The sequence below is a fragment of the Parasutterella secunda genome, assembly GCF_023336895.1.
Taxonomy (GTDB): Bacteria; Pseudomonadota; Gammaproteobacteria; order Burkholderiales; family Burkholderiaceae_F; genus Aphodousia; species Aphodousia faecalis.
The window spans coordinates 23,012-49,694 of the sequence record NZ_JAMBLT010000005.1 but is presented as its reverse complement, the minus strand read 5'-3'; the positions used below and the strand labels follow the sequence as shown (position 1 = coordinate 49,694).

Here is a 26,683-nt window from a genome sequence, read left to right as displayed (position 1 = left end):
TCTGATTAGAGACCACCCATCAACTTGTCGAATTCGACCTTTTCTTCAGTGGTCTTGCCCTTGCTCAAAGCCCATTCGGTGATCTTGTTTTCCAAGACATAGGCTTGTGCATCAGACATGCGGCGAGCATCGCTCGTGAACCACTTCTTGACTTCTTCCGGATCTTCGTAGCTGGCGGCCAAATCGGCAACGTGAGCTTCCACTTCTTCCTTGGTCGGTGTCAACTTTTCTTTTTCAACCAAGGCGTTCACCAACAAGCCCAAACGAACGCGACGTTCAGCTTGTTCCTTGAACATTTCAAGCGGGATCTTGTGTTGCTTCGGATCCATACCGCGAGCGGTCATATTTTGTTCAAAGCCACGGGCCAAGGCTTGTTGTTCTTCAGCAACCAAAGCCTTCGGGAGGTCAAAGTGGCAAGCGTCATTCAAAGCATTCATAACACCGTCTTTGGTTTGTTGGGTGATACGAGCCTTGACTTCGCGCTTCAAGTTAGCGGCGATTTCTTCGCGCATCTTGGCAACACCGTCATTGATGCCAAGTTTCTTGGCGAATTCATCGTCAATTTCAGGCAACTTGGCTACTTCAACCTTGGTAAGTTCGACTTCGAATTCAACGGTCTTACCGGCAAGCTTTTCAACATAGTCAGCCGGGAACGTCATTTCAAAGGTCTTCTTTTCACCGGTCTTCATTCCGGTCACACCCTTTTCAAAGTCAGGGAGCATTTGACCGGCGCCGATCACAAAAGCGAAACCGTTGGCCGTACCGCCTTCAAAAGGCGTGCCGTCGAGTTTACCGACAAAGTTAATCGTCACGCGCTTTTCTTCAGCGGCAACACCGTTTTCTTCCACTTCATAGGTGGCACGTTGCTTACGCATGATTTCGAGCGTCTTTTCAACTTCGGTGTCAGTGACTTCACAGACGAAACGCTTGAGTTCCACGTCCTTCAAATCCGGCACTTCAACTTCCGGGAAAACTTCAACCGTAGCCGTAAATTTCGGATCTTCACCGTCCTTGATTTCGCCCTTCGGGGTGATTTCAGGAGCACCGGCAACCTTCAAACCGGCTTCCTCAACAGCCTTTTCATAAGCTTGGCCGATCAAGTGATTCATAGCGTCCATGTAGGCTTGAGCACCGTACATTTCGCGGACCATCTTCATCGGAACCTTACCCGGGCGGAAACCGTGAGCCTTAGCCGTCTTAGCACGACGCTTAAGGATCGTTTCGGTGTCGGCTTGCAATTGTTGAGCCGAAATCGTCAAATCAAGGGTACGTTCCAAAGAACTCTTCGTGGTTTCTTTTTCAGTCATTTTCTATTACTAATTAAAGTGTTCGGCATGAACAAGGTCACATCGAACGGTTCAATAGTCAGGGAACCTAGTCCCCGCCCAATTAAAAATTTGTCATCAGTACGAAGTATCTTACTTTTCGCACAAAAACGCTTGATTATAGCCACAGTAGCAACAAAATTGTGATTACCAACCATTAATTTGGTGAAGTCTTCACTTGTAAGCCACTTATTTTTAATTATTTTGACTCAATCCTCTTTTAATGTGAAACTTTAAAAGATCTTATTTTCACTTTAAATATCAATTGGTTGTGGAATATTTTAAAGTAAAAAAAGAATTAAAGCCTCTTCATTAAAATTTCTCGAGCAACATCTCCCGTCACGTTCTGTGCTTCACCCAAGTGAACATTGCGCTCGTTGAATCGTCTGGTGATTTCTTCAACAACATCAACCCCAATCTTCTTTTCAGATAATCTCGTCGCTAAGCCAAGAGACTTGAAGAAGGCTTCAATTTTTTCGATAACCTTATCAATACGTTCTTCTTCTGTGCCTTCGTTAATACCTAAGACGCGTGAACCAAATTGAAGGAGTTTGCCTTTCTTTTGCTCACGAAGCACATCAATCGTTCCCGGATAAACAATAGCCAAACTTTCACCATGGGTCACTCCGCAAAGTGCCGTCAATTCATGACCGATTTGGTGCGTGCTCCAATCTTGAGTGACTCCCATGCGAATAAAGTTATTTAAGGCCATGGTGGCGCTATACATGTAATCACACATGAGGTCATAATTATGTTGGTCAGCCTGAATCTTCGGAGCAATCTCCATAGCCGTCGCGATAACGCCTTCAGCCCAGCGGTCAAGAACACGACTTTGCCCTGTTGTTGTCATATATTGTTCAAAGCAATGAACAACAATGTCAGCGAGACTGCAGGCGATCTGATGCGCAGGCAACGAATAAGTGGTTTCTGGATCTAAAATGGAAAACTCTGGATAATCACCCCTAAATGAGAATTTTTCCTTCGTTTCATGACAGGAAATAACTGCTCCGTTGTTCATTTCAGATCCCGTTGCAGGAAGAGTCATCACACTGGCAAAAGGAATTTGCTTGATAGCGCTGCCCGATTTAACGATATCCCAAGCATCTAAATTAGGTTGGGCAATGGCGGCCGCGATAAGCTTTGTACCATCTAAAACCGAACCACCGCCAACGGCCAAAAGCATGTCAACTTTTTCTTCTAACCCAAGCTTAACCGCCTTACGCAAAGTTTCTACGGCCGGATTGGGTTCAATGCCCCAAAATTCAACAACATTGTGGCCGGCCAAAGCTTTCTTGACCTGATCATACACACCGTTTCTTTTGACACTGCCGCCGCCAAAAGTAATCAGTACCTTTTTATCCGTCGGAATCAAAGAGGACAGTTGTGCGATTTGACCACGACCAAAAACTAACTTAGTCGTATTTTGAAAAACGAAATTAAACATGATGTGTTCCTTGATAAAACAGGAGAATTCTATCAAGGAAAGTCACTTAAGAAGGTATAGAGAAGAGAAGTAATGGTGCGGGGAATCGGACTCGAACCGACACGCCGTTTAAATGGCGTCAGGACCTAAACCTGGTGCGTCTACCAATTTCGCCATCCCCGCACACGAGGCTAAGATTGTACATGAAAGCCTGTTAACTTGTAAGGCTAGCGGAAACACTGCTAGCAGAAACGCGCCCTCAAAAATTTGAAATCACTTCGTAACGGCCACCCAACCTGCCGATAAAATCTCAGCCAATCGTTCAGGCGTAATTTTTACAGCGTTGTTAGGGGCTCCTGCGGCCGGATAGACAATATCGTATTTTTTTAAGCTTTCATCCAAAAAGATTTCAACATTGTCCTTAAGTGCAAAGGGACAAACTCCTCCCATCGGATGACCGTAAAGCTCAGGAAGAAGTTCAGCAGGACAAAAGTGTGAAGTTTCTTTAAAAAGCTTTTTGAATTTTGAATTGTCTAATTTCGATTCACCGGAGACAACAATAACGAGCAGCCGTCCGCTTTTTAATTTGATAGCCAGGGACTTCGCAATTCGATCAGGCTCACATCTCAATTGTTCCGCCGCTAAGGTGACGGTAGCACTTGAACCCGGAAATTCAATATAAGAGTCTCCGATTCCTTTTTCGTTCAGATAGGCTTTTACGTTTTCAATACTCATAGCAAAAAAGGGCGAGAAGCTTTAACTTCACGCCCTGATCTTCATTGTTATTCGGCTTTATTCTTTTCTTCGTGATGGTAATGACGTTGATGAGAATGATGGTGATGTTCCTCATCATGGTCATGATGATGACCACAACAGCATCCATCCTCATGATGGTGATGATGTTCGCCGCCGCACTCACATCCCTCTTCATGATCATGGTGGCCACAGCAGCACTCACCGTCTTCATGATGATGGTGATGATGCTCCCCACCGCAGGCGCAGCCTTCAGAGTGTTCGTGATCATGATGACCGCAGCAGCATCCCTCACCCTCATCGTGGTGGTGATGTCCGCCATGGCAACCACAGCCTTCACCGTGCTCATGATGGTGGTGCCCGCCACAGCAACAACCACCTCCATGATGACGTTTGGGCAACTTAATCGGGTCAAAAGGCATCATCACTTCTTCAAATTCCAAGCCTGCATCAGTCAACAATTGCTGCAAGGCTTCGTCTTTAGCAATCGCAAAACCATTTTCAACCTGAGCGACACGAATGCCTCGGTTTAGGAGAGCCACGGCAGCTTCTGCTGCGAATTCTTCATCGCCCTTGATCATCAGAACGGATTCGGGAGCAGCATCAACAACATAGAAATGACCGGCATCGTCCAAGAGAACATCACCAACTTCCAAAGGACGCTTGTCGCTTACTTCTGTTTCTACAGTCACCCCATTCACAATAACCTGAGCGGGCAGATTATCACGTTCGAGGCTAGTTAAAGCCACATGCTGAGCACGATTTAAAATGGCTTTTGCCGGGGTTGCCTCAGAAGCCAAAATTTTCGTAATTTTCATTTTCTTCTCGCTTAAAAATCCTAACGAATGGCATCTATTGCGTTACTCAATCGATCAACCGCAATAATTTCAAGTCCTTCAATCGGCTGTTTCGGAGCGTTTGCTCGTGGAATAATGGCCCGGGAAAAACCTAATTTAGCCGCCTCTTTCAGACGCTCTTGGCCTCTGGGCGCCGGTCGGATTTCTCCTGCCAACCCCACTTCGCCAAACACAACCAATCCTTCAGGCAAAGAACGATTTCTCAGTGAAGAATATATCGCCATTAATACCGCCAAGTCGGCAGCAGGTTCGGTAATTTTAACCCCGCCGACTGCATTGACAAATACATCCTGGTCAAAGCAGGCCAATCCTGCATGCCGGTGAAGTACAGCCAATAGCATCGAAAGGCGCTGTTGATCTATACCAACAGACAAACGTTTAGGTGAGGGAAGATGGGTTGTGTCCACCAACGCCTGCACTTCTACGAGCAATGGGCGGGTTCCTTCCTGCGTAACCATAACGACAGAACCGGGAACATTGGCCTTGTGTTCTGACAAAAAGATAGCGCTCGGATTATTGACACCCTTCAGTCCCCTATCGGTCATGGCAAAAACGCCTAATTCGTTGACCGCACCAAAGCGATTTTTAAAAGCGCGGATCAATCTGAAATTGGAATGGGTATCCCCTTCAAAATAAAGAACCGTATCGACAATATGCTCTAAAACACGGGGACCGGCCAATGAGCCGTCTTTTGTCACATGACCGACAAAGATTAAAGTAATGCCTGAACTCTTAGCTATACGAGTCAGTCTTGCTGAACATTCACGGACCTGCGTCACGGAACCGGGCGCAGATTCAAGCTGATCTGAAAAGAGCGTTTGAATAGAGTCAATAACGACAAATTGAGGCTTTTCTTCCAAAAGCGTCGCCTCAATCTTTTCCAACTGAATTTCGCTCATCAACCTCAAACCTTGAGGCTCAAGACCTAAACGTTTAGCACGTAAAGCAATCTGCCCCGGGCTTTCTTCTCCGCTCACATACAGGCAACGCACATCCTGATGAACAAGCCGATGCATCACCTGAAGTAAAAGAGTGGACTTACCGATCCCGGGATCTCCGCCGATAAGGGAGACGCCTCCACAAACAAGACCGCCGCCCATAACTCGATCAAACTCTTGAAAGCCCGTAACAATACGGGGAACCTCTTGAGCCTGAACATCGTTCAAGTCCAACACTTCTGAAGCGCTGACCAGACCTTTATGACGCGAATCACCAAATCGCGCGGCAGCCCCTGTTTCAACAACAAATTCTTTTAACGTGTTCCATTCACCGCAATGGGGACAGCGACCAGCCCACTTGACCGTGGTTCCGCCGCACTCGGAACAAACCCATTCAATTTTTTTCTTTTTTGTTGCCATATGGACTAATTTTCATCTTCGAGCATCGGAACACGCAGGGCTATCGCACACATGAGTTCGTAGCCGATCGTACCGCACCGCTTTGCGACATCATTAACCGAGATATTCGCTCCCCAAAGTTCCACTTCGCTACCTAATTGAGCTTCGGGAATATCCGTAACATCAATCGTGAGCATATCCATGGAAATAGCTCCCGCAATCGGAGCAATTTTGCCTTCAACAAAGGTAGGCGTGCCATCAGGGGTTGAACGAGGATAGCCGTCAGCATAACCGCAAGCAACAACGGCTATACGCGAATCACGATGGGTAACGAAACGAGAACCGTAACCGATTGCTTCGCCCGCCGGAACATTTTGAATAGCCAAAATCTTGGCCGATAAGGTCATCGCCGGTCGGATATTAAGATCAGCAGAACTGTAGTGGCTGTCGGGGCTTACGCCATAAAGTGCCACCCCGGCACGAACAGCATCACCCTTTACATCGGATTGCCAAAGCGTAGCGGCAGAATTAGCCATACACAGGTTCTTCGGCATCGGTTGAATTTTGTCCATCCGATTTAATTGAATCGAAACAGTCGCCGGTCGTTCATGACCGTAGGTAGGTTCAGCATTGGCAAAGTGGGTAACAACGCCCATTACTTGAACGCCTTCAATTGTTTGAAGTTGCGCCCGAATTTCTTCTTCCTCTTGAGGCAGGAACCCCAAGCGGTTCATACCGGAATTAATTTTGATATGAACTTTTAAAGACGCATAAGGAGCCTGAGCCTTTAAAAGCTCAATCATATGACGATTATGAACGATGGTTTCAATGTCATATTTTTCCAATAAAGGGATATCCGTGGCGTCAAAAAAACCTTCCAAAAGCAAAATCCGTTTTTTCCACCCCTGTTCCCTAACCTTTTGAGCATCGCAAAGATCAATCATGGCCAAGCCGTCAGCGGCCTCGAAAGCACGGGCTGCCCGCAATAAACCGTGACCATAGGCGTTTGCTTTGACAACTGCCCAAAGTGTGCGACCGTTGGCTGCCTCACGCATGCGTTGGAGATTGTGTCTGAGTGCCCCCATGTGAATGGTGGCTGCAATAGGACGTGGCATAACTCTTCTCTAATATCTAAAAGCTTCAGAAAAAGATTCGTCTAATCTTAGCGCAGCGGGCCTAATTTTTTTCTGCTTAATTCAACTTTTTCTTGAATTCAATGGGACTTCTCCCTAATACCTAATCAGCTACACTCTTTCGTTGATCTGCTAGAATCGTTCAGCTTAAGAAATTTGGGATTATTCATGAATCGCGGTTTTTATTCCATTATGTGCGCTCAGTTTCTCTCGAGCCTGGCCGACAATGCCCTGCTGATTGCCGCCATTGCGCTCCTGACGCAAATGAATGCGCCCGATTGGATGACTCCGCTTCTGAAGCTCTTCTTTGTTGTCAGCTACATTTGTCTGGCGGCCTATGTTGGAATTTTTGCCGATTCCATGCCCAAAGGCCGAGTAATGTTCCTGACCAATATGCTCAAAGTCGGCGGCTGTCTGTTGATGCTTTTTGGCTCGCATCCCCTTTTGGCTTATGCCGTTGTCGGTATTGGTGCGGCGGCCTACTCCCCTGCCAAGTACGGCATTCTCACCGAACTTCTTCCTCCGGTTAAACTGGTGTTGGCAAACAGTTGGATTGAAGGTTTAACCGTAGCTTCAATCATTTTAGGGGTTGTAATGGGCGGCGTTTTAATTAATGACGCTGTAAGCTACGCCATTTTGCACTCGGGCTTTCCTTTTGTGGCTTTAGGCATCGCCACCCCGGCACAAGCGGCCATTTCTATTATTGTTCTAATCTACTTAGCTGCCGCTGCCGTCAACTTATTGATTCCAGATACCGGTGCCCGTTATCCCAAAGCTGACTTTACACCGATCGAAACACTTAAGAATTTCTATAAAAGCTGCGCTATTTTGTGGAAAGACCGTCTAGGTCAAATTTCGCTTTCCGTCACAACCCTCTTTTGGGGCGCAGGCGCCGTATTACAGTTCCTTGTTTTAAAGTGGGCCGAATATGCTCTCGGCATGAACTTATCCGAAGGTGCCATCCTTCAGGCCGTTGTCAGTATCGGTATTGCAATCGGTGCCGTTCTTGCTGCTCAACTGATCAGTCTGAAAAATTCTCTCAAGGTTCTGTGGATGGGTGTCATCATGGGGGCACTCGTTACGTGCTCAGCCTATTTCAACCAATCAATGGTTCCGGTCGGTGGCTTTGACTGTTTTGGCGTTCACGTAACCTGGGCTGTGTCGGTTGCGGTTTGCATCATGATTGCTGTCGGTATCTGCGCGGGCTTTTTCGTTGTCCCGATGAATGCTTTACTGCAACATCGTGGGTATGTTCTGATGAGTGCTGGTAAATCCATTGCAGTGCAAAACTTCAATGAAAACCTCTCGATTCTCATCATGCTTGGGATCTATTCACTTTTGATTCATTTCGGCATGAGCGCACCGGCCACCATGGTAACGTTCGGACTATTTGTTCTGATTTCCATGCTTTTGGTTATCTATAAACACTTCCGTAATCAACGCGAATACGACTCCACTCACCTGATCGGTGAAGAAAAACGTCATTAAAAATTAATTTCTATTTAGGAAAGCTCAAGCAGAAGCTTTTTAGCGAGATTGAAGTCACGCCAAGCGCAAATTTTCTCTGTAGGCGAACGCAATAAATAGGACGGATGGTAGGTGACAACCGTTGGGATCGGTTTACCATTAACTTCAATATGATGGGTTTGACCGCGAAGTCTGCCGGTAGACATTTCCGTCTTCAGCAAAGCATGGGAAGCAATTCTGCCTGACAAAACGATCACTTTCGGATCCAACAATTCCAACTGACGAGTTAAAAATGTCGCACAAGCGGCGATCTCATTGTCATGAGGATCACGATTATTGGGCGGACGGCACTTTAAGACATTAATAATGGCCACATCAGCTCCACGCCTTAAGCCCAAAGAGCGAAGGATGTTTTCGAGCAATTCACCGCTTTTACCAACAAACGGTTTGCCCTGGAGATCTTCATCACGCCCTGGAGCTTCCCCGACAATCACCATCTTGGCAGTCTTTTCTGCCGTTCCAAAAACCGTTGAAAGGCGGCTCTGACTCAAGGCTTTACAGGCTGTACACTGAGAAACCAACGTCTGCAGCGTCTTCCAGTCAGCGTTTTGTGCCCGAGTCAACAATTCGGAATCAACTTCCACAATGCCGGGCTCGGCAAAACTTCGACGAATCGGTTTGAGTTCAAAAGTCTTTGGTTTATGCGACTCTGGACTCGTCAGCACTGAATGCTCGTGAGGCGGCGTCTTATTAAGCGGTGATGCCGGTTTAAAGTCGTCTGAATGAGCGGAATTTTGTTCCGCGGCCAACTTTGGGGCTTCAGTAATTTCTTTTGCAGTGCTGTCTTTTGCAATAGACTGCGGAGACAATGGGTCATCTTCGTCCCGTCCGATCCACAGCGGTCCGATGTCCATCGCCATCCATAGGCGCGCAGTCTCTTTTGAATAGCCAGCCATTAGTTCCCCAATAATTTTTGCATGACAATCGCATCTTCCCGACCGTCACGAGTCGGATAGTAACCTTTTCGAGAAGAAATTTCTTGAAACCCAACCGAATGATACAAAGCGCGGGCGCGCGTGTTGCTGACACGAACTTCTAAAAATAAGCTCTCCGCTTGATTGGCAGCTAAGCGAGCAAGAACCTCATTTAAGATCAATTTACCGTACCCCATTCCCTGTTCAGACGGCGTAACGGCGATGGTCAAAAGCTCCGATTGCTCAAAAATCTGCATGTAAACAGCAAAACCCAAAAGCCTGTCATCGTCTTTTAATAACAAAAATTGATGTCCGGCTTTTAAAGATCCTTCAAAATCAGCGAAACTCCAGGGAAACTCGAAAGCACTGGCATCTAATTGACTGATGGCTTCCAAATCTGTCTCTGCAGCCGAGCAAAAACGCAACGTCAAAGTTTTGCTCCTTGCAATCGTTCGTTAATAGTGAGCGCGACATGATCACGAATATACATGGGAGCTGCCTTATCAGGATCTACCCAAAGTTGATCGGCTGTATCTCGGCAACCATTAAACCACTCAATCATATAAGAGGCATCAGGGTGGGCATAAAGATGCTCGACTTTGAGATTCATGTCATAGACGCCAATAGCGGTTCCAACCACAAAGGTTACTTCATTTTGCTCGAGCCACCGTTGCACTTCTTCCGGTTTTACCAATCGTTCAGGTTGAAGAACCTTAAAGCGACCGTCGCTATTTTCATAAATAGCGGCATAACACTCGTTCATCCGAGCATCATTTAGGACGGCAATACGTTTGCCACGATCACGATAGTGATAACCCAGAGCGGTGAGTGTTGAGGTCGGCAACAATTTTTTATCCAGACCATACGCTAATCCCTGAGCAACACCACAGGCGATACGCAAACCGGTAAAGGAACCGGGACCGCTACTAAATAGGATACCGTCAAGGTCCTTTAAAGAAATACCGGCATTTTTAATCAGCTCGTCGATCCAAGGTAACAGGCATTCAGAATGAGAATTACCGAGTTTTTCGGTACGACAATAAACCTGCGCTTTATAAGCTAAGGCAACAGAGCAATATTCGGTGGCTGTATCAAAAGCCAATAAGACTGGTTTACCCATCTTCACACTAATATAAAAATGATGGGCTATCTTAGCACGAGAAGTCTGAGAAGGTTGATTTACTCAGCCGGAGTGGCCGGTTGAGTTGATTGTGCTGATTGAGATTCAGCGCCCGGCATCGGTGCTCTTTGATGACGGAATCGATAGTATTCAATATGCATTTCCCGAATTTGCCGACGCATTTGTGCTCTTTCTTCAGGTGAAAGGCGGTGGCGGACAATGTGCCCATCGCACTCGGACGGCGAAACGTAGCGTTTGCGGAACTTTTCATTAATAGAGGGGCTAAATTCAGCACGCATCGCACGACGTTCGGGTTCTGTCATGCTTCGCCAATAGTAACGCTGCATCTTTGGAGAAAGAAACGGCCATATCTCCGCTCTTTCCTTAGCACTCATCTCCGTCCAGAGCTTGGGATTGCCATCGGATTGCGGCATCGAAAAGAGCATCTGATCAATGGGTTCACCCGCATAATAAGGGGTGGAGGAATTATGATGTTCGGCTATCGGAGTCAAAAATGGGTGCGCAGAAGCACAGGTAAAAACACCTGCACATAGTGCGAACGTAATCATTTTCAAATGACAGGGTCTTTGCATCAAAATTTCCTTTGCCCAAAGGCCGATCTTCTATACAAGGCAGATAGTAAGGATAAATAACTCAAAAAGGTGAAACGAATTTTTAATGTCATTTCTTTTGTGTAATTGAGTGTAAAAAAGCCATTTACCCCCTTTACAAACTCAAAAATTTGATCAAAATATAAATGTAACAAAAACGATTTTTTCTTCAATTACATTTTAAAGTGAGTTACAAATATCATGTCAGAACGTACACCCAAATTATTAGTCGTTGACGACGATCCCCGTCTCCGTGATCTTTTACGCCGCTACTTAGGCGAAAACGGATTCCAAGTGTTTGTGGCCGATAACGGTGTGACGATGAACCGTTTGTGGCTTCGTGAACGCTTTGATGCTTTGATTTTGGACCTCATGATGCCCGGCGAAGACGGATTGCAGATTCTGCGTCGTCTGCGCGAACAAAAAGACACGACCCCGATCATTATGCTCACCGCCCGCGGTGAAGACGTTGATCGTATCGTTGGTTTGGAAATGGGGGCCGATGACTACATTCCGAAGCCCTTTAACCCGAGAGAACTTTTGGCCCGTATTCATGCCGTACTTCGCCGTCGTCCGGCTGCGGATGCTCCGGGTGCACCTTCGATGACCGACGAAGTGGTTAAATTCGGCGAATTTGAATTGGATCTCGGCACACGCGTATTGCGTAAAAACGGCGAACCCGTTCCCCTTACAACCGGTGAATTTGCTGTCTTGAAAGCTTTTGCTCGCCATCCCAAACAACCTTTGTCTCGCGACAAATTGATGGAGATTGCCCGCGGCCGCGAATATGAAGCTTTTGACCGCTCGCTTGACGTGCAGGTGTCTCGTCTGCGTAAAATGATTGAACCCGATCCTTCTAAACCCAGATTCCTGCAAACGGTTTGGGGTGTCGGTTACGTGTTCATCCCAGACGGTGGACAATCGAATCAACAATAATAGGAACTCAATATGCCTTTGAAGTCACCGAGTTTATTTTGGCGGACCTTTACCCTTTTGATGCTCTTATTGATCATCACCGCTCTCGCGTGGCTTCAAAGCTTTCGTGTTTTATCCGAGGTTCCTTTTTCGAAAGGTGTATCGCAGCAGATTATTTCAACCGTTAATCTGACGCGTTACGCCTTGATTTCTTCTGATCCCAATGCGCGTCCCGATTTGCTGCATGTGCTCGCTTATCGTGAGGGCGTGCGAATTATCCCGAAAGAAAGTTCCGATACTTGGAAACCCTTACATGCTCAAGGCAATATCGCTGAACTCATTGACAGTCAAACAAAAGAGGTCTTAGGCAACAGCACGATCGTCGCCGGTGAAGTCAACGGCGAAACAGGCGTCTGGGTATCCATGGTTATTGAAGGCGATGACTATTGGCTATTGATCCGTAACGACCTATTGGATCCCCCGTTCGGCACGACTTGGGTTTTCTGGGCATTTGTGGCCTTTTTAGTTGGCACCCTTGGTGCGACGGTTCTCACACAACGCACAGTTAAACCGTTGGCTCAATTAAGTGAAGCGGCTAAAAAATTAGGACGAGGGGAAAAACCCGATCTCCTGCCGGAAAACACTCGAACTGCCGAAATTGAAGCCGTCAATCACAGCTTTAACCATATGGTGCGAGAACTTGAGCGCATGGAAGATGACCGAGAACTACTATTAGCCGGTGTCTCCCATGACTTACGCACGCCCTTAACCCGCATGCGCCTTGAAATCGAATTAGCTGATTTGCCGGACGATTCTCGCGACGCGATGGTGAGCGACCTTGAGCAAATGGAAAGCATCGTCAACCAATTCATGGCCTATGCCAAACGCAGTAAGCAACCGCTTGAACGGGTTGACCTTGGGGCAATGGTGTATGAAACGATTGGTGACATGCGCCTGCGCACCAAAGACGATGTGAAGATTGAAACGAGCCTAATGGGTAACCTCTTCGTGATGGCTCATCCAACAGAACTTGTCCGTGCGATCCAAAATCTGCTCGTCAATGCTGACCGCTACGGCAGAACGCCCGAGTCTGGACTTTTGGAATTAAATATTCAGGTTCTGCGTCAAGGCGATGAAGCAATGCTTCGCATCTGTGATAAAGGTGTTGGAGTTCCTGCTGAAGAAATGGCTCGAATTGTCCGTCCGTTTGAACGCGGAGACACGGCTCGCGGCGGTGCGAAAGGGGCCGGTCTGGGCCTCGCCATTGTTGTTCGTGTGGTTAAACGTTCAGGTGGTCACATCAAGCTATCTTCGAACCACCCGCACGGCTTAATCGTTGAATTGGTGATGCCGCTTGCCAATAAACGAAACGAAAAACCGGTTCTCGAAGAACAAACGGCACCGACCGATACGCTTTTGCCTAGAAATAAATAATCATCACGCCTGAATACTAAAAAGCTTCAAGCAGTGCGATGGCGTGAACTTCAATGGCTTCTTTTTGGCCGACGGCATCGCACCCTTCCTTGGTCTTGGCCTTAATGTTCACGCGTTGAAGATCAATGCCGATGGCCTTGGCAACGGATTCTCGAATGGCTTCCATATGGGAAGCAAGTTTAGGCGCTTGTGCAATGACCGTAGCATCCACATTGACGATTGCCCAACCGGCTTTAACCACAAGACCGACCGCATCGGACAATAAAATTTTGCTGTCCGCATCCTTATAAGCAGGATCAGTATCCGGAAAATGGCGACCGATATCCCCCAATCCGGCTGCGCCTAACAGAGCATCGGTGATAGCATGCAAAAGCGCATCGGCATCAGAGTGACCCAAAAGTCCTTTTTCATAATCAATCGTAACACCGCCCAAAATCAAAGGACGGCCCTCAACCAGGCGGTGAATATCATAGCCTTGTCCAATACGAAAACTCATTTTCAATCCTTCTTCTGTTCTGAATTCAACAAATAGTTTCTGACAATTTCTATATCGTCAGGATAAGTGACCTTAATATTAAAAGCAGAGCCCTCCACAATTCGGATTTTGGCATTTTGCGCTTCCATCGCACTTGCTTCATCCGTTACTGGCCCTTTTGCCTCAACTAATGCAGCGCGTAAAGCGCCCGCTTGAAATACCTGTGGAGTTTGCGCCCGATAGCAATGCGAGCGGTCGATGGTTTTTTCGATGAGACCGCAAGAGCCGACCCACTTAATCGTGTCGGTAACGGGCATAGCCAAAATTGCTCCGTCAATCGCTTCCGACTCAATCGTCTCTATCAGTCTTTCAACAGACTCACGATCCAGACAAGGACGAGCCGCATCGTGTACAAAGACCCAATCATCATCAGTCGGATTTAATGCCACCAAACCATTTAAAACAGATTCCGACCGAGTTTCTCCCCCACACGGGAAAATACAAACATCTCCGTGAAAATGACACTGATCAATGTAGGAATCGTTCTTGGATACCACTACCGCAATCTGATCAAAAAGATGCATATCCTGTAGCCGATTCACGGTCACTTCAAGCATGGAAGTGTTATCAAGCAAGGGATAATATTGCTTCGGATAACCGATTTTCATCCGTTCCCCAACCCCTGCGGCCGGGATTAACAAAATACGTTTGGACATACCGATAAACCTTTCTAGCGCCTGCCAAGGATGAATATGGTAGCAAGGATGCAGGCAAAGCCCAAGTAATCCATCGTTGCAAACTGCGTACCGAAAAAAACGACTGAGAAGACGGCTGCGGATATCGGCTCAACACAAGCGATCATGCTGGCTTTGACGCTGCCTAAATCCGCAACGCCTTGCATATAAAGCATAAAAGCGACAATCGTTCCTAAAAGAATGATCAGAATCAGAGCAACAATGCCGTACGTATCCAATTGAAAACTAATTGAAGGAAAATCGATGATAAAACCGGTAATCAATCCGCCAAGCAGCATCCCTACACCCATTAGTGCCTGAGTTGGGTATTTGGAAAGAAAGCGGGCCGGCAAAATCGTATAAACAGCGATACCAAAAGCACTGGTTAGTCCCCAAAACAAACCTTCTGCAGAAATAGCCAAATGACTAAGCTCACCGTGAGTAGCCACAAAAAAGGTTCCTACCAAAGCACAAATGATCGCTAAAATCTCACGACGCATCGGAAGCCTGGACTGAATCAGACATACGGCGGCCAAAATGAAAACCGGATTGAAATAAACCAGCATCGTAGCTGTACCGGAATTGGTGTACTCAACCGCTGTTAAGTAGCCAAACTGACTGATCATCAAACCGCCCAAGGCATAAATTAATAACCATAGCCAGTGTAAGCCCGGTTTAAAAATCGGACGCATCGCTCGGTAATGCGTTGGAATAAAAGCCATGCAAAGCAAGATGCCCGCGATCACCATTCGAACAACAGTCAGCCAATCGGGACGGACATCCTGATAAGTAAACAAGTATTGTCCGCAGGCGCCGGAAAAGCCCCAGCCGATACCGCCCACAAGCGTACAAACAATGCCACGCCAAAGTTTTGCGTCGCCACTTAAAGCCATGGAAACTCTCCTTATGGGCACGGATTGTATAGAAGATTCAAAGAATGGAACACCACAGAAGCCAACAAACGAAAAAAGAAAAAAGTAGCCATAATTACGCTCTGAATAAATAAGAGGCAAACATGTTTGACAATCTTCGCGACAGAATCAGAAGGGACATTTCCCACCTTAGCAACAAAGCCAAAAGAACACTAACATTAGGCGCAAGCGGTGCCGATTCGCTTTGGCTGTCTCTGGCTGCGCTGCAGACACACGAAGACAGGAAACTCTTAGTTCTGATTGCCGATAATGCTTCACAGTGTCTCCGACTCAAAGAAGAAATCAGCTATTTTGCCCCGGAACTCAATATCGTTTATTTTCCGGACTGGGAAACCTTACCTTACGATTTGGTCAGTCCGCATCAGGATTTGGTCAGCGAGAGATTGGAAATTCTCTACAAACTTGCCAATCCCGACGAAGCACGTTCTCAAATTGATGTTGTTTTACTGACTGGGACAACCGCTGCGCAAACCATCGCGCCTCCCGCTTATTTATCCGGACGAGTCTTTTTCTTTAAAAAAGGCGAAGAAATTAATGCGGCCACCCTTCGCGAACGGTTGGTGAGCGCCGGTTACCAAAATGTCAGTCAAGTCGTCGCTCCCGGTGAATTCAGTGTCCGCGGAAGTTTGATTGATATTTTCCCCATGGGCGCTAAGACCCCATTTCGTTTAGACCTTTTCGACACGGAAATTGATTCTATTCGCTCTTTTGACCCGGATTCACAACGTTCCTTGGAAACAGTGGATGAAGTCCGAGTGCTCCCGGGCAGAGAATTTCCAACGGATGCTCAAGCGTTAGTTGACTTTCGGGCAAAATGGCGGGAATTTTTCACTGGGGATCCCTCTAAAGCCATTCTTTACAAAGACCTCAGCCAAGGCATTATCAACGCCGGCATTGAGTACTACCTTCCCCTATTTTTCGAAGAAAAGGCAACGTTTTTCTCCTATCTCAATGAAGAGCGCACGTTAATCGGAATGCTGGGCGACGTGGAAACCGCACTTAACCGCTTTATCGAAGAGACCCAAGGCCGGTACAAATTTTTAAAAGCAGATCCGGAAAGACCGGTTTTACCCGTTGAAATGCTCTATGAGACAAGTGAGTGCTTTTTCACGGAGCTCAAGCGCTTTGTTCGCTTTCAAGGTAAAACGGAAGACAGCCCGATCAGCACGCGCGTTCTCGTGGACCGAAAAGCCGATAGACCGCTCGAAAATCTGGAAAGACTCATTGACGAAGAAAAAACTCGGAAGCATCGCGTTTTGATCATGGCCCCCAGTGTCGGTCGCCGCGAAACAATCAGTCAACTTTTTGACCGAAACGGTCTCAAAGTTCCTTACTCAGATAGTTTTAGCGAGTTCGTCAGCGACACTGAACCGGTGATGCTGACAGTTGGACCTTTATACCAAGGACTAAGTACTGAAGGCATAACGCTTCTCACAGAAACGGAACTTTACGCCACAGCACCCCGTCGCACTTTGAGACGTCAGGCTCACACCACCAACGTCGATATGATGATCCGCGATCTCGCAGAATTAAAAATCGGCGATCCTGTCGTTCATATCACACATGGTATCGGTCGCTACGCGGGGCTTCAAACAATTGACACGGCTAATGGAAAGGAAGAGTTTCTACGCCTTGACTACGCCAATGATGCAAAGCTCTTCGTTCCGGTTGCGCAGCTTCAGCTTATTTCCCGTTACAGCGGCAGTGACGCCGAACATGCTCCCCTTCACCATTTGGGCAAGAATGATTGGGAAAAAGCTAAGAAAAAGGCGGCGGAAAAGGTTCGCGATACGGCAGCGGAACTTTTAAATCTTTACGCGATGCGTGAAAAAAGTCAGGGACACGCTTTCCGCTTTTCCCGAGCCGATTATGAGGCCTTTGCTGAAAGTTTCCCCTTTGAAGAAACGGCCGATCAGCAAGCTGCCATTGAAGCGGTGCTCGATGACATGAAGGCGGATAAGCCAATGGATAGGCTTGTCTGCGGGGACGTCGGGTTCGGCAAAACAGAAGTAGCTCTTCGAGCGGCATTTGCCGCGGTCATGGGCGGAAAGCAAGTTGCTATTCTCTGCCCGACCACTCTATTGGCCGAGCAACACGCTCATACCTTTAAAGACCGATTCTCAGCCTGGCCCGTTCGCGTAGCTGAACTCTCGCGCTTTAGAAGCGCTAAACAAAGCACACAAGTTCTTGAGGGCCTTGAGAACGGCACGATTGATATTGTTGTCGGGACACACAAGCTTTTATCCGAAAAAGTAAATTTTGCCCGCTTAGGATTGGTTGTCATTGATGAAGAACACCGTTTCGGTGTCAGACAAAAAGAAGTGCTTAAAAAACTTCGTGCTGAAGTTGATGTTTTGACACTGACCGCAACACCGATTCCTCGTACACTAGCCATGAGCCTGGAGGGTATCCGATCTTTCTCTGTTATCGCTACAGCCCCCGAAAAGCGCTTGGCCATTAAAACCATTGTCAGAAAAGAGACACCGGAAGTTATTCGTGAGGCTGTCATGCGTGAATTAAAGCGTGGCGGACAAGTCTATTTCCTTCATAACGATGTCTCAACGATTGAAAATAGACGAGAGCAGCTCGCACAGCTCATTCCTGAAGCCCGCATCGTTGTCGGTCACGGGCAGATGAATGAGCGAGAACTTGAATCGGTCATGCGTGATTTCTACCAACAGCGCTACAACGTGCTGTTATGCACAACGATTATCGAAACCGGCATTGATGTCCCGACTGCAAACACGATTATCATGCATCGAGCCGACAAATTCGGCTTGGCCCAATTGCACCAGTTGCGCGGTCGCGTCGGTAGAAGTCACCACCAAGCCTATGCCTATTTACTCACACCCGGTAAGGATGCGATGACGCAAAATGCCCAAAAGCGTTTGGAAGCTATTCAAAATCTCCAAGACTTGGGAAGCGGTTTTTATCTGTCGATGCATGACTTGGAAATTCGTGGCGCCGGTGAAGTACTCGGTGAACATCAGTCAGGTGAAATTGCCGCTGTCGGTTACGATCTCTATAACCAAATGCTCAGACGCGCTGTTAAGAGCATGCGCAACAATGAGTCTTTTGACCTGGACGCGCCATTTCAAGCCATGGCGGAAATCAACCTTCATGCACCGGCGCTTTTACCCTCAGACTATGTTGAAGACGTCCATCAACGCTTATCTTTCTACAAAGAATTAGCTAGCTGTGAAAGCTTTAACGCTATTGAAACCGTACGAGAGGCACTTGGTGATCGGTACGGGAAACTGCCCACTGAAGCCAATACGCTCATTGAAACCCATCGTTTGCGCCTGTATTGTCAACACCTGGGAATCGAACGTATCGAAGCGACGGAATCGGTCATTATCGTCACTTTCATTGCTAAACCGCATTTTGAGCCCATGCGTTTAATTGAACTCATGCAAAAGAGCAAAAATATGCGCATGACGGGCGCAACAAAACTCAAAATTGAAACATCAACGCCGACCATTGAGTCACGCCTGGCTTATCTAAGGGGTTTTGTCAAAGCGCTCGATCATACCCGAAATGGTAATGAAAATTACTGATATTTGCGGCTACAATGAAGCCAAATAAGGTCTTATTAATTTATGAAAAAACTTTTTTTGGCAGCCACAATTTGCACTCTGGTCAGTGCATTCCCCGCCTACGGCGCGGGAGTGAGCTTTGAGCATGCACGGGCGCTCATGCAAGAAAGAGCCGATATGCTCAAAATGAGTCAGGCAGACATTGAGCAAAGGCAACAGCAAGTCAAGGAATCCCGTTCTTTAAGCGGGCCGAAAATCAGTTTGAACGCTCAGCAGGTTGAGGGACGAAAAGACATCAATATGTCTTTTGATAATCCATTGGCCGGTGCAGGACTAGGTCAAATAGGCCCTGCATTGCAATTGCCTCCCTCCGTTACCAGTTTTCTCGGTCAAAATAAATTCAAAATTGATTTCGAAGAAGATATTTCCGGTCCGAGAGCTTCCGTTGACATGATTTGGCCGATTTACACGGGCGGCGCTATTAGTGCCAAACAAAATTCAACACAAGCTGCATTAAGACAGGCCCGAGCCGGTCACGATAAAACCAAGGATGAACTCGATTCGCTTTTGGTTCAGAAATATTTCGGTGTGCAGTTGGCCCGCAGTGTTGAAAAACTTCGTGCCGATTTACTCAAGCAGCAAGAACGTGACTTAAACCGTGCCAAACGCTTTGAGAAAGCCGGCATGATTGCCAAAATTGAGCGCATGAGCGCTCAAGTCAACCGTGATGCAGCTGAAAGAGACTTTATCGGTTCTCAAACGGACCGAAAAGTGGCTGAAACAGAACTAGCGGATTTACTTCGTGAAGAGAGCATCGGCAAGCTCGATACGCCGATGTTTGTCACGAAAAACCTTAAAACACTTTCTTACTGGCAAGACCTGGCTCTCGCCAACAACCCGACGCTCAAAGCGCTTGAAGCGCAACATGAACAGGCACGCATGGGTGTTCAAGCTGCAAAAGGCAGCTATCACCCGCAGGTTTACCTCTTCGGTCATTACAACATGATCAAGCATTACCTAACTTTGCCTGAACCGGATTGGATTGCCGGAATCGGTATTAGTTTTACTCTTTGGGACAACCGCGACCGCTCGGCACGCGTCGGCAGCGCTCAGGCGCTGGTCAATAAAGCTCAAGCAGCTCAGAGTCAAGCCAGAAATGAGATCAACAAAGTGGTTGAAGTCGCTTGGCTCAAAAGCAACCAAGCCTTGGAACAATATCGTTTGAGCACGAGTTCCATTGATCTGGCCAAAGAAAATGTGAAACTTCGCGAGCGATCATTTAAAGAGGGGCTATCAACTGTTGATGATGTCAATGATGCCCGTAATAAACTGATTGCCGCTCAGGTTGCTCAACGCGTAGCAGCCTACCGATTCGTTGTAGCTTATAGTTTGTTGCATGCAGCAAGCGGAACGATGTTGGATTTCATGGACACCTTTAAGCGTCCCGATATAACGGTTGTAGAACAATGACAGAATCGAATACAAAAAAAGTAAATAAACCGGTATTACTGAGCGCGGCAGCAGTGGCCTGCTTGGTTGTCTTGGGGATTGGTTTCTGGATGGGAACTCATCCGAGCGCAGAACCTTTGTACGGCGTTATGCAGGCTAAAACCGTTGATGTGGCAGCTAAAGTGACTGGCCGTGTTGAAACTCTTCCCGTTCATGAAGGTGACTCGGTAAGTGCCGGCCAACTGCTTATGACGCTGGATATTCCCGAAGTTGAGGCTAAACTCAAAGAAGTTGAAGCCTTAAAGTCAGCGGCAACCGCCCGACAAAGTCTCGTGGATGAAGGTGCAAGACCTCAGGAAATTCGTGCCGCCAAAGCCCAAATGCAAAGGGCTCAAGCCGGTCAGGAATTAGCACAAAAAACATTTAATCGTGTTCATGCTCTTTATCGCGAAGGCTTGATTTCTAAACAAAAACACGATGAGGCGCTCGCTCAGAAGAAAAGCGCTGACGAACTGCTTGCCGCTGCCAAAGAGCAGTATGACATTGCCCTTACCGGAGCAAGAACGCAGGAAAAGCAGGCAGCCACCGCTTTAACTGCACAAGCCACAGGCGGTGTTGAACAGGTGGAAAGTTTAGTTAAAGAAAAAAATGTAACCTCCCCCATTGCCAGTGAAATCTCTCGAATCTATGTGGAAATCGGTGAGGTCGCTGCTGCAGGGCTGCCATTGGCTACCCTTGTTGACCTTTCAGATCAATGGGCGGTTTTTAACATCCGTGAAGACGACATGCCGAAAATCACTAAGGGGGCAGTGCTGTCGGCAGAGATTCCCGCGTTAAATGCCAAAAACGTCCAATTTAAAGTTTACTTTATTAACCCAAGAGGCGATTACGCAACCTGGCGTGCAACCCGACAATCCAGCGGCTATGACTTAAGAACTTTTGAAGTTCGCGCACGTCCTGTTCAACCCGTATCCGATTTACGTCCCGGCATGAGCGTAATCGTCAACCGCTAAAAAACGGCAATGACCATGAGTGTCAGAGTTGCGCTGAATGAAAGCATCTGTCGAGAAGTGCGGACTGTTCTCAGAAGTCCGTGGGACATAGCGATGTTTATCGTTATGCCTGTCATCTGGTGTCTTTTAATTGCCGGGCTCTTTGGCCAAGGGATGATCCGTGATGTACCGGTCGGCGTGGTCAATCTTGACCATCAACCCGAATCCATCGAATTAGAGGCGAAACTGGATGCGCTTCCTTCGGTTAAATTAGTCTCCTACGATTCCCCGCTTGAAGCACAAAAAGCCTTGCAGCGTTCTGATATCTACGCCTACCTCACTATTCCTGACCGGTGGCTCGATCGAAGCGGTAAGCCTGATGCTTCCTCGCTTGAGCTTTATTTCCCCAAATCCCTCTATGCAATAGCCACAACTCTAGAGTTGGATATCAAACAGGCGCTGCTTGCTTTTCAAAAAGAAAATTTAGTGAGGTTGGCTCAAACGGCAGGATTAAACGAAAAGCAAGCCAAAAGAGCGACCGAGTTAATCGGTGTGCATTCGATTACTTTGGGCAACATCGCCTTTAACTTCCAAGCTTATATTCTGCCCACGTTAATTCCTGGGATTTTGCATTTAGGGCTTGCCTTGGCATTGGCGAGCCGATTGCTTGCCGAGTGGCACGACAAAAAAGTTAAACTTTGGCTTGATGTTGCCAAAGGCAGTCCACTCATTGCTTTTCTTGGGAAAGCCATTCCCTGGTGGATTCTTTACACATTCTATGGCTTTGTCTACATCGCTGTCATGACCGGTTATCTCGGTTGGTGGGTACAGGGCAGCCTCCTCTTGTGGCTCATTGGACTTGCCTTTTTCATGGCGGTGATGACACTTCTGCCCTTATTCCTGATTGGGGTTTTCATGCCGTTGGGTTGGGTTATTGTTTTAAGCTGCACGGTCGGTTATATCGCTCCGATTTTCCCCTACACGGGCTTTTCTTACCCATTGGACTCGATGGCTGAACCGGTTCAATGGTTAGCCATGACTTTCCCCCTTACACATTATTTCCATTTTCAGGGCCAAGAATGGATTCTCAATGCACCATTGACGAGTTCGCTTTACACATTGGGGAAATTAGCGATCTTTGCCCTACTCTGGTTCGGGGTTGGATTCGCATTATTTAAAAAGCGCATTGCTCATGAAGTTGCCGCTGAAAGCGAGGTGCGATCATGAGTGCCTGGCGTATTTTCATTGAAACAATCCGTACGGCCGTTTTGTCCAGGGAAAGCTTCATGGTTTTTGCCATCGCTTCGCTTTTTTACCTGGTCTTTTACGGGATGCCCTACGACAATCAAATCATTGTGAAAATTCCCACCGCGATTGTCGACATGGATCAAAGCCGCGCTTCTCACGAATTAGTTGAGAAACTCCAATCGGCTCCGTCCATCAACACAGTCTTGCAGACTGCGGATTTCGAGCAGGCCAAAAAAGCTTTCTCACAATCCAAGGCCGATGTGATTGTCGTTATTGCTGAAAATTATGCTAGAGATATACAGCGTGGCGATCAAACGGTCGTTACGGTTTTCAGTAACGGCGCTCTACCTGTCAAAGGGCGAGCTGTCAGCGCTTCGGTATTGACGATCGTCACGGAAGAAAATATCACACAAGCGGCAACACGCTTAGTTGGCCAAGGTCTCAACCCCATTCTTGTTAAGCAATTGGCTATGACTCCTGCTCCATTTACTTCGCAAGACCTTTTTAACAACGTGGCCGGTTACGGTTACTACACCGTACCCATGGTTGCTATCGTTATTGTCCAAGCCGTTATGCTCTTTGGTGTCGGCATCGCTTTGGGCGGCTGGCTTTCTTCTGCGCAACCTCCTGCCTTTTTCTCTGAGGCGATGCAAAAGACGCGTACCTTTTTTCCGGTCTTTTTAGGTTTTTGGGTTATCTCTCTTTTCTGGGCCTTCTTTATTGAATCAATGGGGTTGCATCTGTTGACAATGCCAACACTCGTCAATCCTCTCTCAACAATTGCAGCTGTTTTGGCTTTTACGTTCTCTTTGACAAGCTTGGCTATTTTTCTGACGCTTTGGATGAATACTAATCGATACGCAGCTGGACTTGTATTAGCTTCCGCTCCCAGCGTATTTTTATCCGGTCTTGTTTTTCCGATGGAAAATTTCGCCGCTTGGGCGCTGCCTTTTGCTTGGATCATTCCGACAACACCCGGATGTCAGGCAATTGTTTTGGCCAGTCAAGAAGGCGCAGGACTTTCTGAAATCGCTTCTTTATTAAGTGTGAGCTTAGCGCAAGGGATTATTTATTCAGCGCTAGCCTATCTGCTTTTAATCAAACGCGTTGCCGAACGCCACGCTAAGGCATCCTGTTGTTGATTTTCGCAAATTGGGGCTCTTTCATTGACCCCTCAATCACATCAATTCGATGACGAAGCCAGTCCGTCGAACCATGCGTTTCGTAATACCTGGGGTTTGAGAGAATGGCCGCAAGCCAAACGCTTTGCCAATGAGACAATCGTCTGGCGCTGATACCGTAATAATGGCGCGAAGCAGCCTCGACACCGAAAATTCCTTCTCCAAATTCGGCAATATTCAAATAGGTCTGAAGAATTCTGCCTTTTGACCAAGTCGCTTCCATAACCAAGGCCAAAATCATTTCTTGAACTTTTCTCAAGTAACTCTTTTCATGAGTGAGGAAAAGATTTTTAACCGTTTGCTGTGTAATTGTGGAGCCGCCCGGAGCACGGTCGCCCTCAATCACGTTACTGACAAAAGCTTCGCCTGTCGCTTCCCATTCGATGCCGAAATGCTCGGTAAACCTTGCATCCTCAGCCGCCACCGTGGCGCGAACCATGTCATTGGCGACATTTCTCAATAAAACAGGCTTAAATTGAACGCGTCCCAGACGTTCCTTTTCGCTTTCAATATAAGCGGAGGTCTCTACAGGGGCAATGCTGTACCAGAGGACTTGTGCGATGTAATAGCCCTCAATAACAAGAACAATCGCAAGGATTGCCAAAAAGAGCGATTTCAAAAGTTTTCTGATACGCATTGCCAAATGCCTGCAACCTACGGAATATGACGGCCGATAAGGTCATATTCTTGGTTAGCCGTCACCTTCACGTCAACAATATCGCCGGGATTGAGGTGAGCATCGGTCGTCACATAGATAATGCCATCGATTTCTGGGGCATCAGCCGTGGTACGACCAATTGCCACACCATCTTCATCTTCGGGTTCATCAATAATGACCTTTTGAATAGAACCGATCTTTCGGGCCATTCTTTCTTCTGAAATCTTTGATTGCACCTGCATGAAGCGATCCCGACGCTCTTCACGGACTTCATCGGGCAAAGCACCGGGCAATTCATTGGCAGCCGCCCCTTCAATCGGTGAATAAGCAAAGCAACCCACGCGATCCAATTGAGCTTCCTGAAGGAAATCCAGCAAGTATTGGAATTCTTCTTCCGTTTCCCCGGGGAAACCGGCAATGAATGTTGATCGAATCGTCAAATCCGGACAAATTCTGCGCCAAGCTTGGATGCGTTCCAATGTTTTTTCCGTTGCAGCCGGCCGCTTCATTGCCTTGAGCACACGGGGATGAGCATGTTGAAACGGGATGTCCAGATAAGGAAGAATCTTTCCATCGGCCATCAATTCGACCACTTGATCAACTGCCGGGTAAGGATAAACATAGTGCAGACGAATCCACATGCCCATATCCCCTAACTCTCGGGCTAAATCGTAGAGTTTTGTCTGAAGCGCCTTCCCTTGATCATTAAAATCAATCCGATAACGGCAATCGGCTCCATATGCAGACGTATCCTGACTGATCACCATCAGCTCTTTAACGCCCGCTTCGCGCAGTAATTCAGCTTCACGCAACACTTCACCTATCGGTCGGCTGACGAGTTTTCCTCTTAACTGCGGAATGATGCAAAAAGCGCAGCGGTGATTACAGCCTTCGCTAATCTTCAAGTACGCGTAGTGTGAAGGCGTTAGCTTTAAACCGGCTTTCGGAACCAAATCCCAGTAGGGGCTATGCGGCTGAGGCAAATGCTTGTGCACCAACTCATAGACCTTATCGAATTCGCCCGGACCGGTCACTCCCAAAACATCAGGACAGACATCATCCAAATAGGGCGTACCGTCCAAATGCTTTTTAGCCCCCAAGCACCCCGTGACAATAACTCGTCCATTTTCGTGCATTGCTTCATTGATGGCATCGACACTTTCTGCAACGGCTTCATTTAAAAAGCCACAGGTATTGACGATCACCAAATCCGCATCCGTGTAGGAGCCGACAATGTCATATCCTTCGGCACGAAGCTGGGTCATGATCCTTTCGGAATCCACGAGCGCTTTAGGACAGCCCATGGAAACAACGCCGATTCGAGGAATTCTTTGCATGTTTAGCCTTTAATCCAAATCATCGCCGCATGACGTCCCGTTTTACCGTCACGGCGGAAGCTATAAAAGAGTTCGGGATTGGCATAAGTGCTGTGACGGGCTTCAACGACCTCTTCGACCTTGACTTGCAGTAAAGCCATTCGCGCTAAAGTCGTCAATGAGCAAAGGTATTTGCCATCTTCGTTGGCCTTAAAGGCAACCTCTGCCCCGTCAATACTTGTTTGCATGGCTTCAAGGACATCACTGCCCGTCTCAAAATCATCATCACCGATTCTGGGACCCAACCATGCGATAAATTGGGCATCGGGATCGCCGATTCGCTCGCGAAGCCGCTCAATGGTTTTTTGAAGAATTCCCGCCGCCAGACTGCGCCAACCGCAATGTACAGCCGCAACCCCCTTGCCGTTTTTCTCTGCAATCAAAACAGGCAAGCAGTCAGCCACTTGGACCACGCAGACAACATTGGGCGTAATGCTTGTGCTTGCATCGGCTTCTTCTTCCGGTGCAGCTGTCTCGGCATCGACCACGCGATCTCCATGAACCTGCTTGAGCCACTTGGGATCCGTGGGCACCAGTTGTGCGGCGAAATTACGATTCATATTGACGCATACCGGCACATCGCCTGTGTAAATACCGACATTAAAACCACCGATACCGTCCTTGTCACCAAAAGGACCGGAAGAAACACCGCCGGCGCGAAGCGTCATCAAAGCATCCACATTGGCCGGCCGAATAGAATCCCAATCCGGCTGCAAAATGGCTAATGCAGGTTTTGTCGTATCGTCAATCATT

The 26,683-nt window shown here is 47.4% G+C and carries 24 protein-coding genes and 1 tRNA gene; 8 read left to right on the top strand and 17 right to left on the bottom strand.

What is annotated here, in order from left to right; all coding sequences use genetic code 11:
* Window positions 1-5: 5 nt before the first annotated feature.
* The 7 genes from tig to alr all read right to left on the bottom strand — a co-directional run bounded on the left by tig (window position 6) and on the right by alr (window position 6,810).
* Window positions 6-1,307 carry a trigger factor gene (tig, locus tag M3080_RS05925; protein ID WP_022473556.1) on the bottom strand — a complete coding sequence of 434 codons (1,302 nt, stop codon included), beginning with the start codon at window positions 1,305-1,307 and terminating at the stop codon, window positions 6-8.
* Between the two features lie 316 nt (window positions 1,308-1,623).
* Window positions 1,624-2,769: an iron-containing alcohol dehydrogenase gene (locus tag M3080_RS05920; RefSeq protein ID WP_022473555.1), complete on the bottom strand. Its 1,146-nt coding sequence runs from the start codon at window positions 2,767-2,769 to the stop codon at window positions 1,624-1,626.
* A 73-nt stretch (window positions 2,770-2,842) separates the two neighbouring features.
* A tRNA-Leu gene (locus M3080_RS05915) sits at window positions 2,843-2,931 on the bottom strand.
* 90 nt (window positions 2,932-3,021) lie between these two features.
* The gene (locus M3080_RS05910) at window positions 3,022-3,483 is read right to left on the bottom strand and encodes a YbaK/EbsC family protein (RefSeq protein ID WP_249092293.1); all 462 of its coding nucleotides are present in this window, start codon (window positions 3,481-3,483) and stop codon (window positions 3,022-3,024) included.
* Window positions 3,484-3,530: 47 nt separating this feature from the next.
* Window positions 3,531-4,319: an urease accessory protein UreE gene (locus M3080_RS05905; protein WP_249092292.1), complete on the bottom strand. Its 789-nt coding sequence runs from the start codon at window positions 4,317-4,319 to the stop codon at window positions 3,531-3,533.
* A gap of 20 nt (window positions 4,320-4,339) precedes the next feature.
* Window positions 4,340-5,716 (bottom strand): DNA repair protein RadA, encoded by a 1,377-nt coding sequence (gene radA, locus M3080_RS05900; protein WP_249092291.1) that lies wholly within the window; start codon window positions 5,714-5,716, stop codon window positions 4,340-4,342.
* 5 nt (window positions 5,717-5,721) lie between these two features.
* Window positions 5,722-6,810, bottom strand: a complete 1,089-nt coding sequence (gene alr, locus M3080_RS05895; RefSeq protein ID WP_249092290.1) for an alanine racemase — start codon at window positions 6,808-6,810, stop codon at window positions 5,722-5,724.
* Window positions 6,811-6,996: 186 nt separating this feature from the next.
* Here alr and lplT point away from each other — a divergent pair, with 186 nt between their 5' ends.
* Complete coding sequence (lplT, locus tag M3080_RS05890) at window positions 6,997-8,316, top strand: lysophospholipid transporter LplT (protein ID WP_022473551.1); 1,320 nt, start codon at window positions 6,997-6,999, stop codon at window positions 8,314-8,316.
* Between the two features lie 14 nt (window positions 8,317-8,330).
* Here the strand turns inward: lplT and M3080_RS05885 are convergent, their stop codons facing one another.
* The 4 genes from M3080_RS05885 to M3080_RS05870 are packed head-to-tail and all read right to left on the bottom strand — an operon-like array spanning window position 8,331 to window position 10,982.
* Window positions 8,331-9,251 (bottom strand): uracil-DNA glycosylase, encoded by a 921-nt coding sequence (locus tag M3080_RS05885; protein ID WP_249092289.1) that lies wholly within the window; start codon window positions 9,249-9,251, stop codon window positions 8,331-8,333.
* The gene (gene rimI / locus M3080_RS05880) at window positions 9,251-9,700 is read right to left on the bottom strand and encodes a ribosomal protein S18-alanine N-acetyltransferase (protein WP_249092288.1); all 450 of its coding nucleotides are present in this window, start codon (window positions 9,698-9,700) and stop codon (window positions 9,251-9,253) included. Before rimI ends, M3080_RS05885 begins: the two co-directional genes overlap by 1 nt.
* Window positions 9,697-10,389: a tRNA (adenosine(37)-N6)-threonylcarbamoyltransferase complex dimerization subunit type 1 TsaB gene (tsaB, locus tag M3080_RS05875; RefSeq protein ID WP_249092287.1), complete on the bottom strand. Its 693-nt coding sequence runs from the start codon at window positions 10,387-10,389 to the stop codon at window positions 9,697-9,699. Before tsaB ends, rimI begins: the two co-directional genes overlap by 4 nt.
* 59 nt (window positions 10,390-10,448) lie before the next feature.
* Complete coding sequence (locus M3080_RS05870; protein ID WP_249092286.1) at window positions 10,449-10,982, bottom strand: hypothetical protein; 534 nt, start codon at window positions 10,980-10,982, stop codon at window positions 10,449-10,451.
* 219 nt (window positions 10,983-11,201) lie between these two features.
* Here M3080_RS05870 and ompR point away from each other — a divergent pair, with 219 nt between their 5' ends.
* Together ompR and M3080_RS05860 are read left to right on the top strand one after the other, a co-directional pair.
* Window positions 11,202-11,936, top strand: coding sequence for an osmolarity response regulator transcription factor OmpR (ompR, locus tag M3080_RS05865; RefSeq protein WP_022473546.1), 735 nt, complete (start codon window positions 11,202-11,204; stop codon window positions 11,934-11,936).
* A 12-nt stretch (window positions 11,937-11,948) separates the two neighbouring features.
* Complete coding sequence (locus M3080_RS05860) at window positions 11,949-13,349, top strand: ATP-binding protein (RefSeq protein ID WP_022473545.1); 1,401 nt, start codon at window positions 11,949-11,951, stop codon at window positions 13,347-13,349.
* Between the two features lie 16 nt (window positions 13,350-13,365).
* On the opposite strand, the gene ispF is transcribed toward M3080_RS05860, so the two are convergent.
* Genes ispF through M3080_RS05845 form a run of 3 tightly spaced genes read right to left on the bottom strand, consistent with a single transcriptional unit; the run spans window position 13,366 to window position 15,451 of the window.
* A complete protein-coding gene (ispF, locus tag M3080_RS05855) occupies window positions 13,366-13,845 on the bottom strand; it encodes a 2-C-methyl-D-erythritol 2,4-cyclodiphosphate synthase (protein WP_249092285.1) in 480 nt (159 codons plus the stop codon).
* Window positions 13,846-13,847: 2 nt separating this feature from the next.
* Window positions 13,848-14,540 (bottom strand): 2-C-methyl-D-erythritol 4-phosphate cytidylyltransferase, encoded by a 693-nt coding sequence (gene ispD, locus M3080_RS05850; RefSeq protein ID WP_249092284.1) that lies wholly within the window; start codon window positions 14,538-14,540, stop codon window positions 13,848-13,850.
* 14 nt (window positions 14,541-14,554) lie between these two features.
* Window positions 14,555-15,451, bottom strand: coding sequence for a DMT family transporter (locus M3080_RS05845; protein WP_249092283.1), 897 nt, complete (start codon window positions 15,449-15,451; stop codon window positions 14,555-14,557).
* Window positions 15,452-15,573: 122 nt separating this feature from the next.
* Between M3080_RS05845 and mfd the strand changes: the two genes are divergently transcribed.
* The 5 genes from mfd to M3080_RS05820 are packed head-to-tail and all read left to right on the top strand — an operon-like array spanning window position 15,574 to window position 23,857.
* Window positions 15,574-19,047: a transcription-repair coupling factor gene (mfd, locus tag M3080_RS05840; protein ID WP_249092282.1), complete on the top strand. Its 3,474-nt coding sequence runs from the start codon at window positions 15,574-15,576 to the stop codon at window positions 19,045-19,047.
* Between the two features lie 42 nt (window positions 19,048-19,089).
* Window positions 19,090-20,496: a TolC family protein gene (locus tag M3080_RS05835; RefSeq protein WP_249092281.1), complete on the top strand. Its 1,407-nt coding sequence runs from the start codon at window positions 19,090-19,092 to the stop codon at window positions 20,494-20,496.
* Window positions 20,493-21,488 (top strand): HlyD family secretion protein, encoded by a 996-nt coding sequence (locus tag M3080_RS05830; protein WP_249092280.1) that lies wholly within the window; start codon window positions 20,493-20,495, stop codon window positions 21,486-21,488. Before M3080_RS05835 ends, M3080_RS05830 begins: the two co-directional genes overlap by 4 nt.
* A gap of 15 nt (window positions 21,489-21,503) precedes the next feature.
* A complete protein-coding gene (locus M3080_RS05825) occupies window positions 21,504-22,694 on the top strand; it encodes an ABC transporter permease (RefSeq protein WP_249092279.1) in 1,191 nt (396 codons plus the stop codon).
* Window positions 22,691-23,857 carry an ABC transporter permease gene (locus M3080_RS05820; RefSeq protein ID WP_249092278.1) on the top strand — a complete coding sequence of 389 codons (1,167 nt, stop codon included), beginning with the start codon at window positions 22,691-22,693 and terminating at the stop codon, window positions 23,855-23,857. Before M3080_RS05825 ends, M3080_RS05820 begins: the two co-directional genes overlap by 4 nt.
* Here M3080_RS05820 and mtgA read toward each other — a convergent pair.
* Genes mtgA through pgeF form a run of 3 tightly spaced genes read right to left on the bottom strand, consistent with a single transcriptional unit; the run spans window position 23,838 to window position 26,682 of the window.
* Window positions 23,838-24,533, bottom strand: a complete 696-nt coding sequence (mtgA, locus tag M3080_RS05815) for a monofunctional biosynthetic peptidoglycan transglycosylase (RefSeq protein WP_249092277.1) — start codon at window positions 24,531-24,533, stop codon at window positions 23,838-23,840. The genes M3080_RS05820 and mtgA overlap by 20 nt on opposite strands.
* A gap of 17 nt (window positions 24,534-24,550) precedes the next feature.
* Complete coding sequence (gene rimO / locus M3080_RS05810; RefSeq protein WP_249092276.1) at window positions 24,551-25,891, bottom strand: 30S ribosomal protein S12 methylthiotransferase RimO; 1,341 nt, start codon at window positions 25,889-25,891, stop codon at window positions 24,551-24,553.
* Window positions 25,892-25,893: 2 nt separating this feature from the next.
* Entirely contained in the window at window positions 25,894-26,682 is a 789-nt protein-coding gene (gene pgeF / locus M3080_RS05805) for a peptidoglycan editing factor PgeF (RefSeq protein ID WP_249092275.1), read from the bottom strand.
* Window position 26,683 lies beyond the last annotated feature (1 nt).

Coding starts and splice junctions, on each gene's coding strand:
- tig (WP_022473556.1), bottom strand. CDS start 1,307: ATGACTGAAAAAGAAACCACGAAGAGTTCTTTGGAACGTACCCTTGAT.
- M3080_RS05920 (WP_022473555.1), bottom strand. CDS start 2,769: ATGTTTAATTTCGTTTTTCAAAATACGACTAAGTTAGTTTTTGGTCGT.
- M3080_RS05910 (WP_249092293.1), bottom strand. CDS start 3,483: ATGAGTATTGAAAACGTAAAAGCCTATCTGAACGAAAAAGGAATCGGA.
- M3080_RS05905 (WP_249092292.1), bottom strand. CDS start 4,319: ATGAAAATTACGAAAATTTTGGCTTCTGAGGCAACCCCGGCAAAAGCC.
- radA (WP_249092291.1), bottom strand. CDS start 5,716: ATGGCAACAAAAAAGAAAAAAATTGAATGGGTTTGTTCCGAGTGCGGC.
- alr (WP_249092290.1), bottom strand. CDS start 6,810: ATGCCACGTCCTATTGCAGCCACCATTCACATGGGGGCACTCAGACAC.
- lplT (WP_022473551.1), top strand. CDS start 6,997: ATGAATCGCGGTTTTTATTCCATTATGTGCGCTCAGTTTCTCTCGAGC.
- M3080_RS05885 (WP_249092289.1), bottom strand. CDS start 9,251: ATGGCTGGCTATTCAAAAGAGACTGCGCGCCTATGGATGGCGATGGAC.
- tsaB (WP_249092287.1), bottom strand. CDS start 10,389: ATGGGTAAACCAGTCTTATTGGCTTTTGATACAGCCACCGAATATTGC.
- M3080_RS05870 (WP_249092286.1), bottom strand. CDS start 10,982: ATGCAAAGACCCTGTCATTTGAAAATGATTACGTTCGCACTATGTGCA.
- ompR (WP_022473546.1), top strand. CDS start 11,202: ATGTCAGAACGTACACCCAAATTATTAGTCGTTGACGACGATCCCCGT.
- M3080_RS05860 (WP_022473545.1), top strand. CDS start 11,949: ATGCCTTTGAAGTCACCGAGTTTATTTTGGCGGACCTTTACCCTTTTG.
- ispF (WP_249092285.1), bottom strand. CDS start 13,845: ATGAGTTTTCGTATTGGACAAGGCTATGATATTCACCGCCTGGTTGAG.
- ispD (WP_249092284.1), bottom strand. CDS start 14,540: ATGTCCAAACGTATTTTGTTAATCCCGGCCGCAGGGGTTGGGGAACGG.
- M3080_RS05845 (WP_249092283.1), bottom strand. CDS start 15,451: ATGGCTTTAAGTGGCGACGCAAAACTTTGGCGTGGCATTGTTTGTACG.
- mfd (WP_249092282.1), top strand. CDS start 15,574: ATGTTTGACAATCTTCGCGACAGAATCAGAAGGGACATTTCCCACCTT.
- M3080_RS05835 (WP_249092281.1), top strand. CDS start 19,090: ATGAAAAAACTTTTTTTGGCAGCCACAATTTGCACTCTGGTCAGTGCA.
- M3080_RS05830 (WP_249092280.1), top strand. CDS start 20,493: ATGACAGAATCGAATACAAAAAAAGTAAATAAACCGGTATTACTGAGC.
- M3080_RS05825 (WP_249092279.1), top strand. CDS start 21,504: ATGAGTGTCAGAGTTGCGCTGAATGAAAGCATCTGTCGAGAAGTGCGG.
- M3080_RS05820 (WP_249092278.1), top strand. CDS start 22,691: ATGAGTGCCTGGCGTATTTTCATTGAAACAATCCGTACGGCCGTTTTG.
- mtgA (WP_249092277.1), bottom strand. CDS start 24,533: ATGCGTATCAGAAAACTTTTGAAATCGCTCTTTTTGGCAATCCTTGCG.
- rimO (WP_249092276.1), bottom strand. CDS start 25,891: ATGCAAAGAATTCCTCGAATCGGCGTTGTTTCCATGGGCTGTCCTAAA.
- pgeF (WP_249092275.1), bottom strand. CDS start 26,682: ATGATTGACGATACGACAAAACCTGCATTAGCCATTTTGCAGCCGGAT.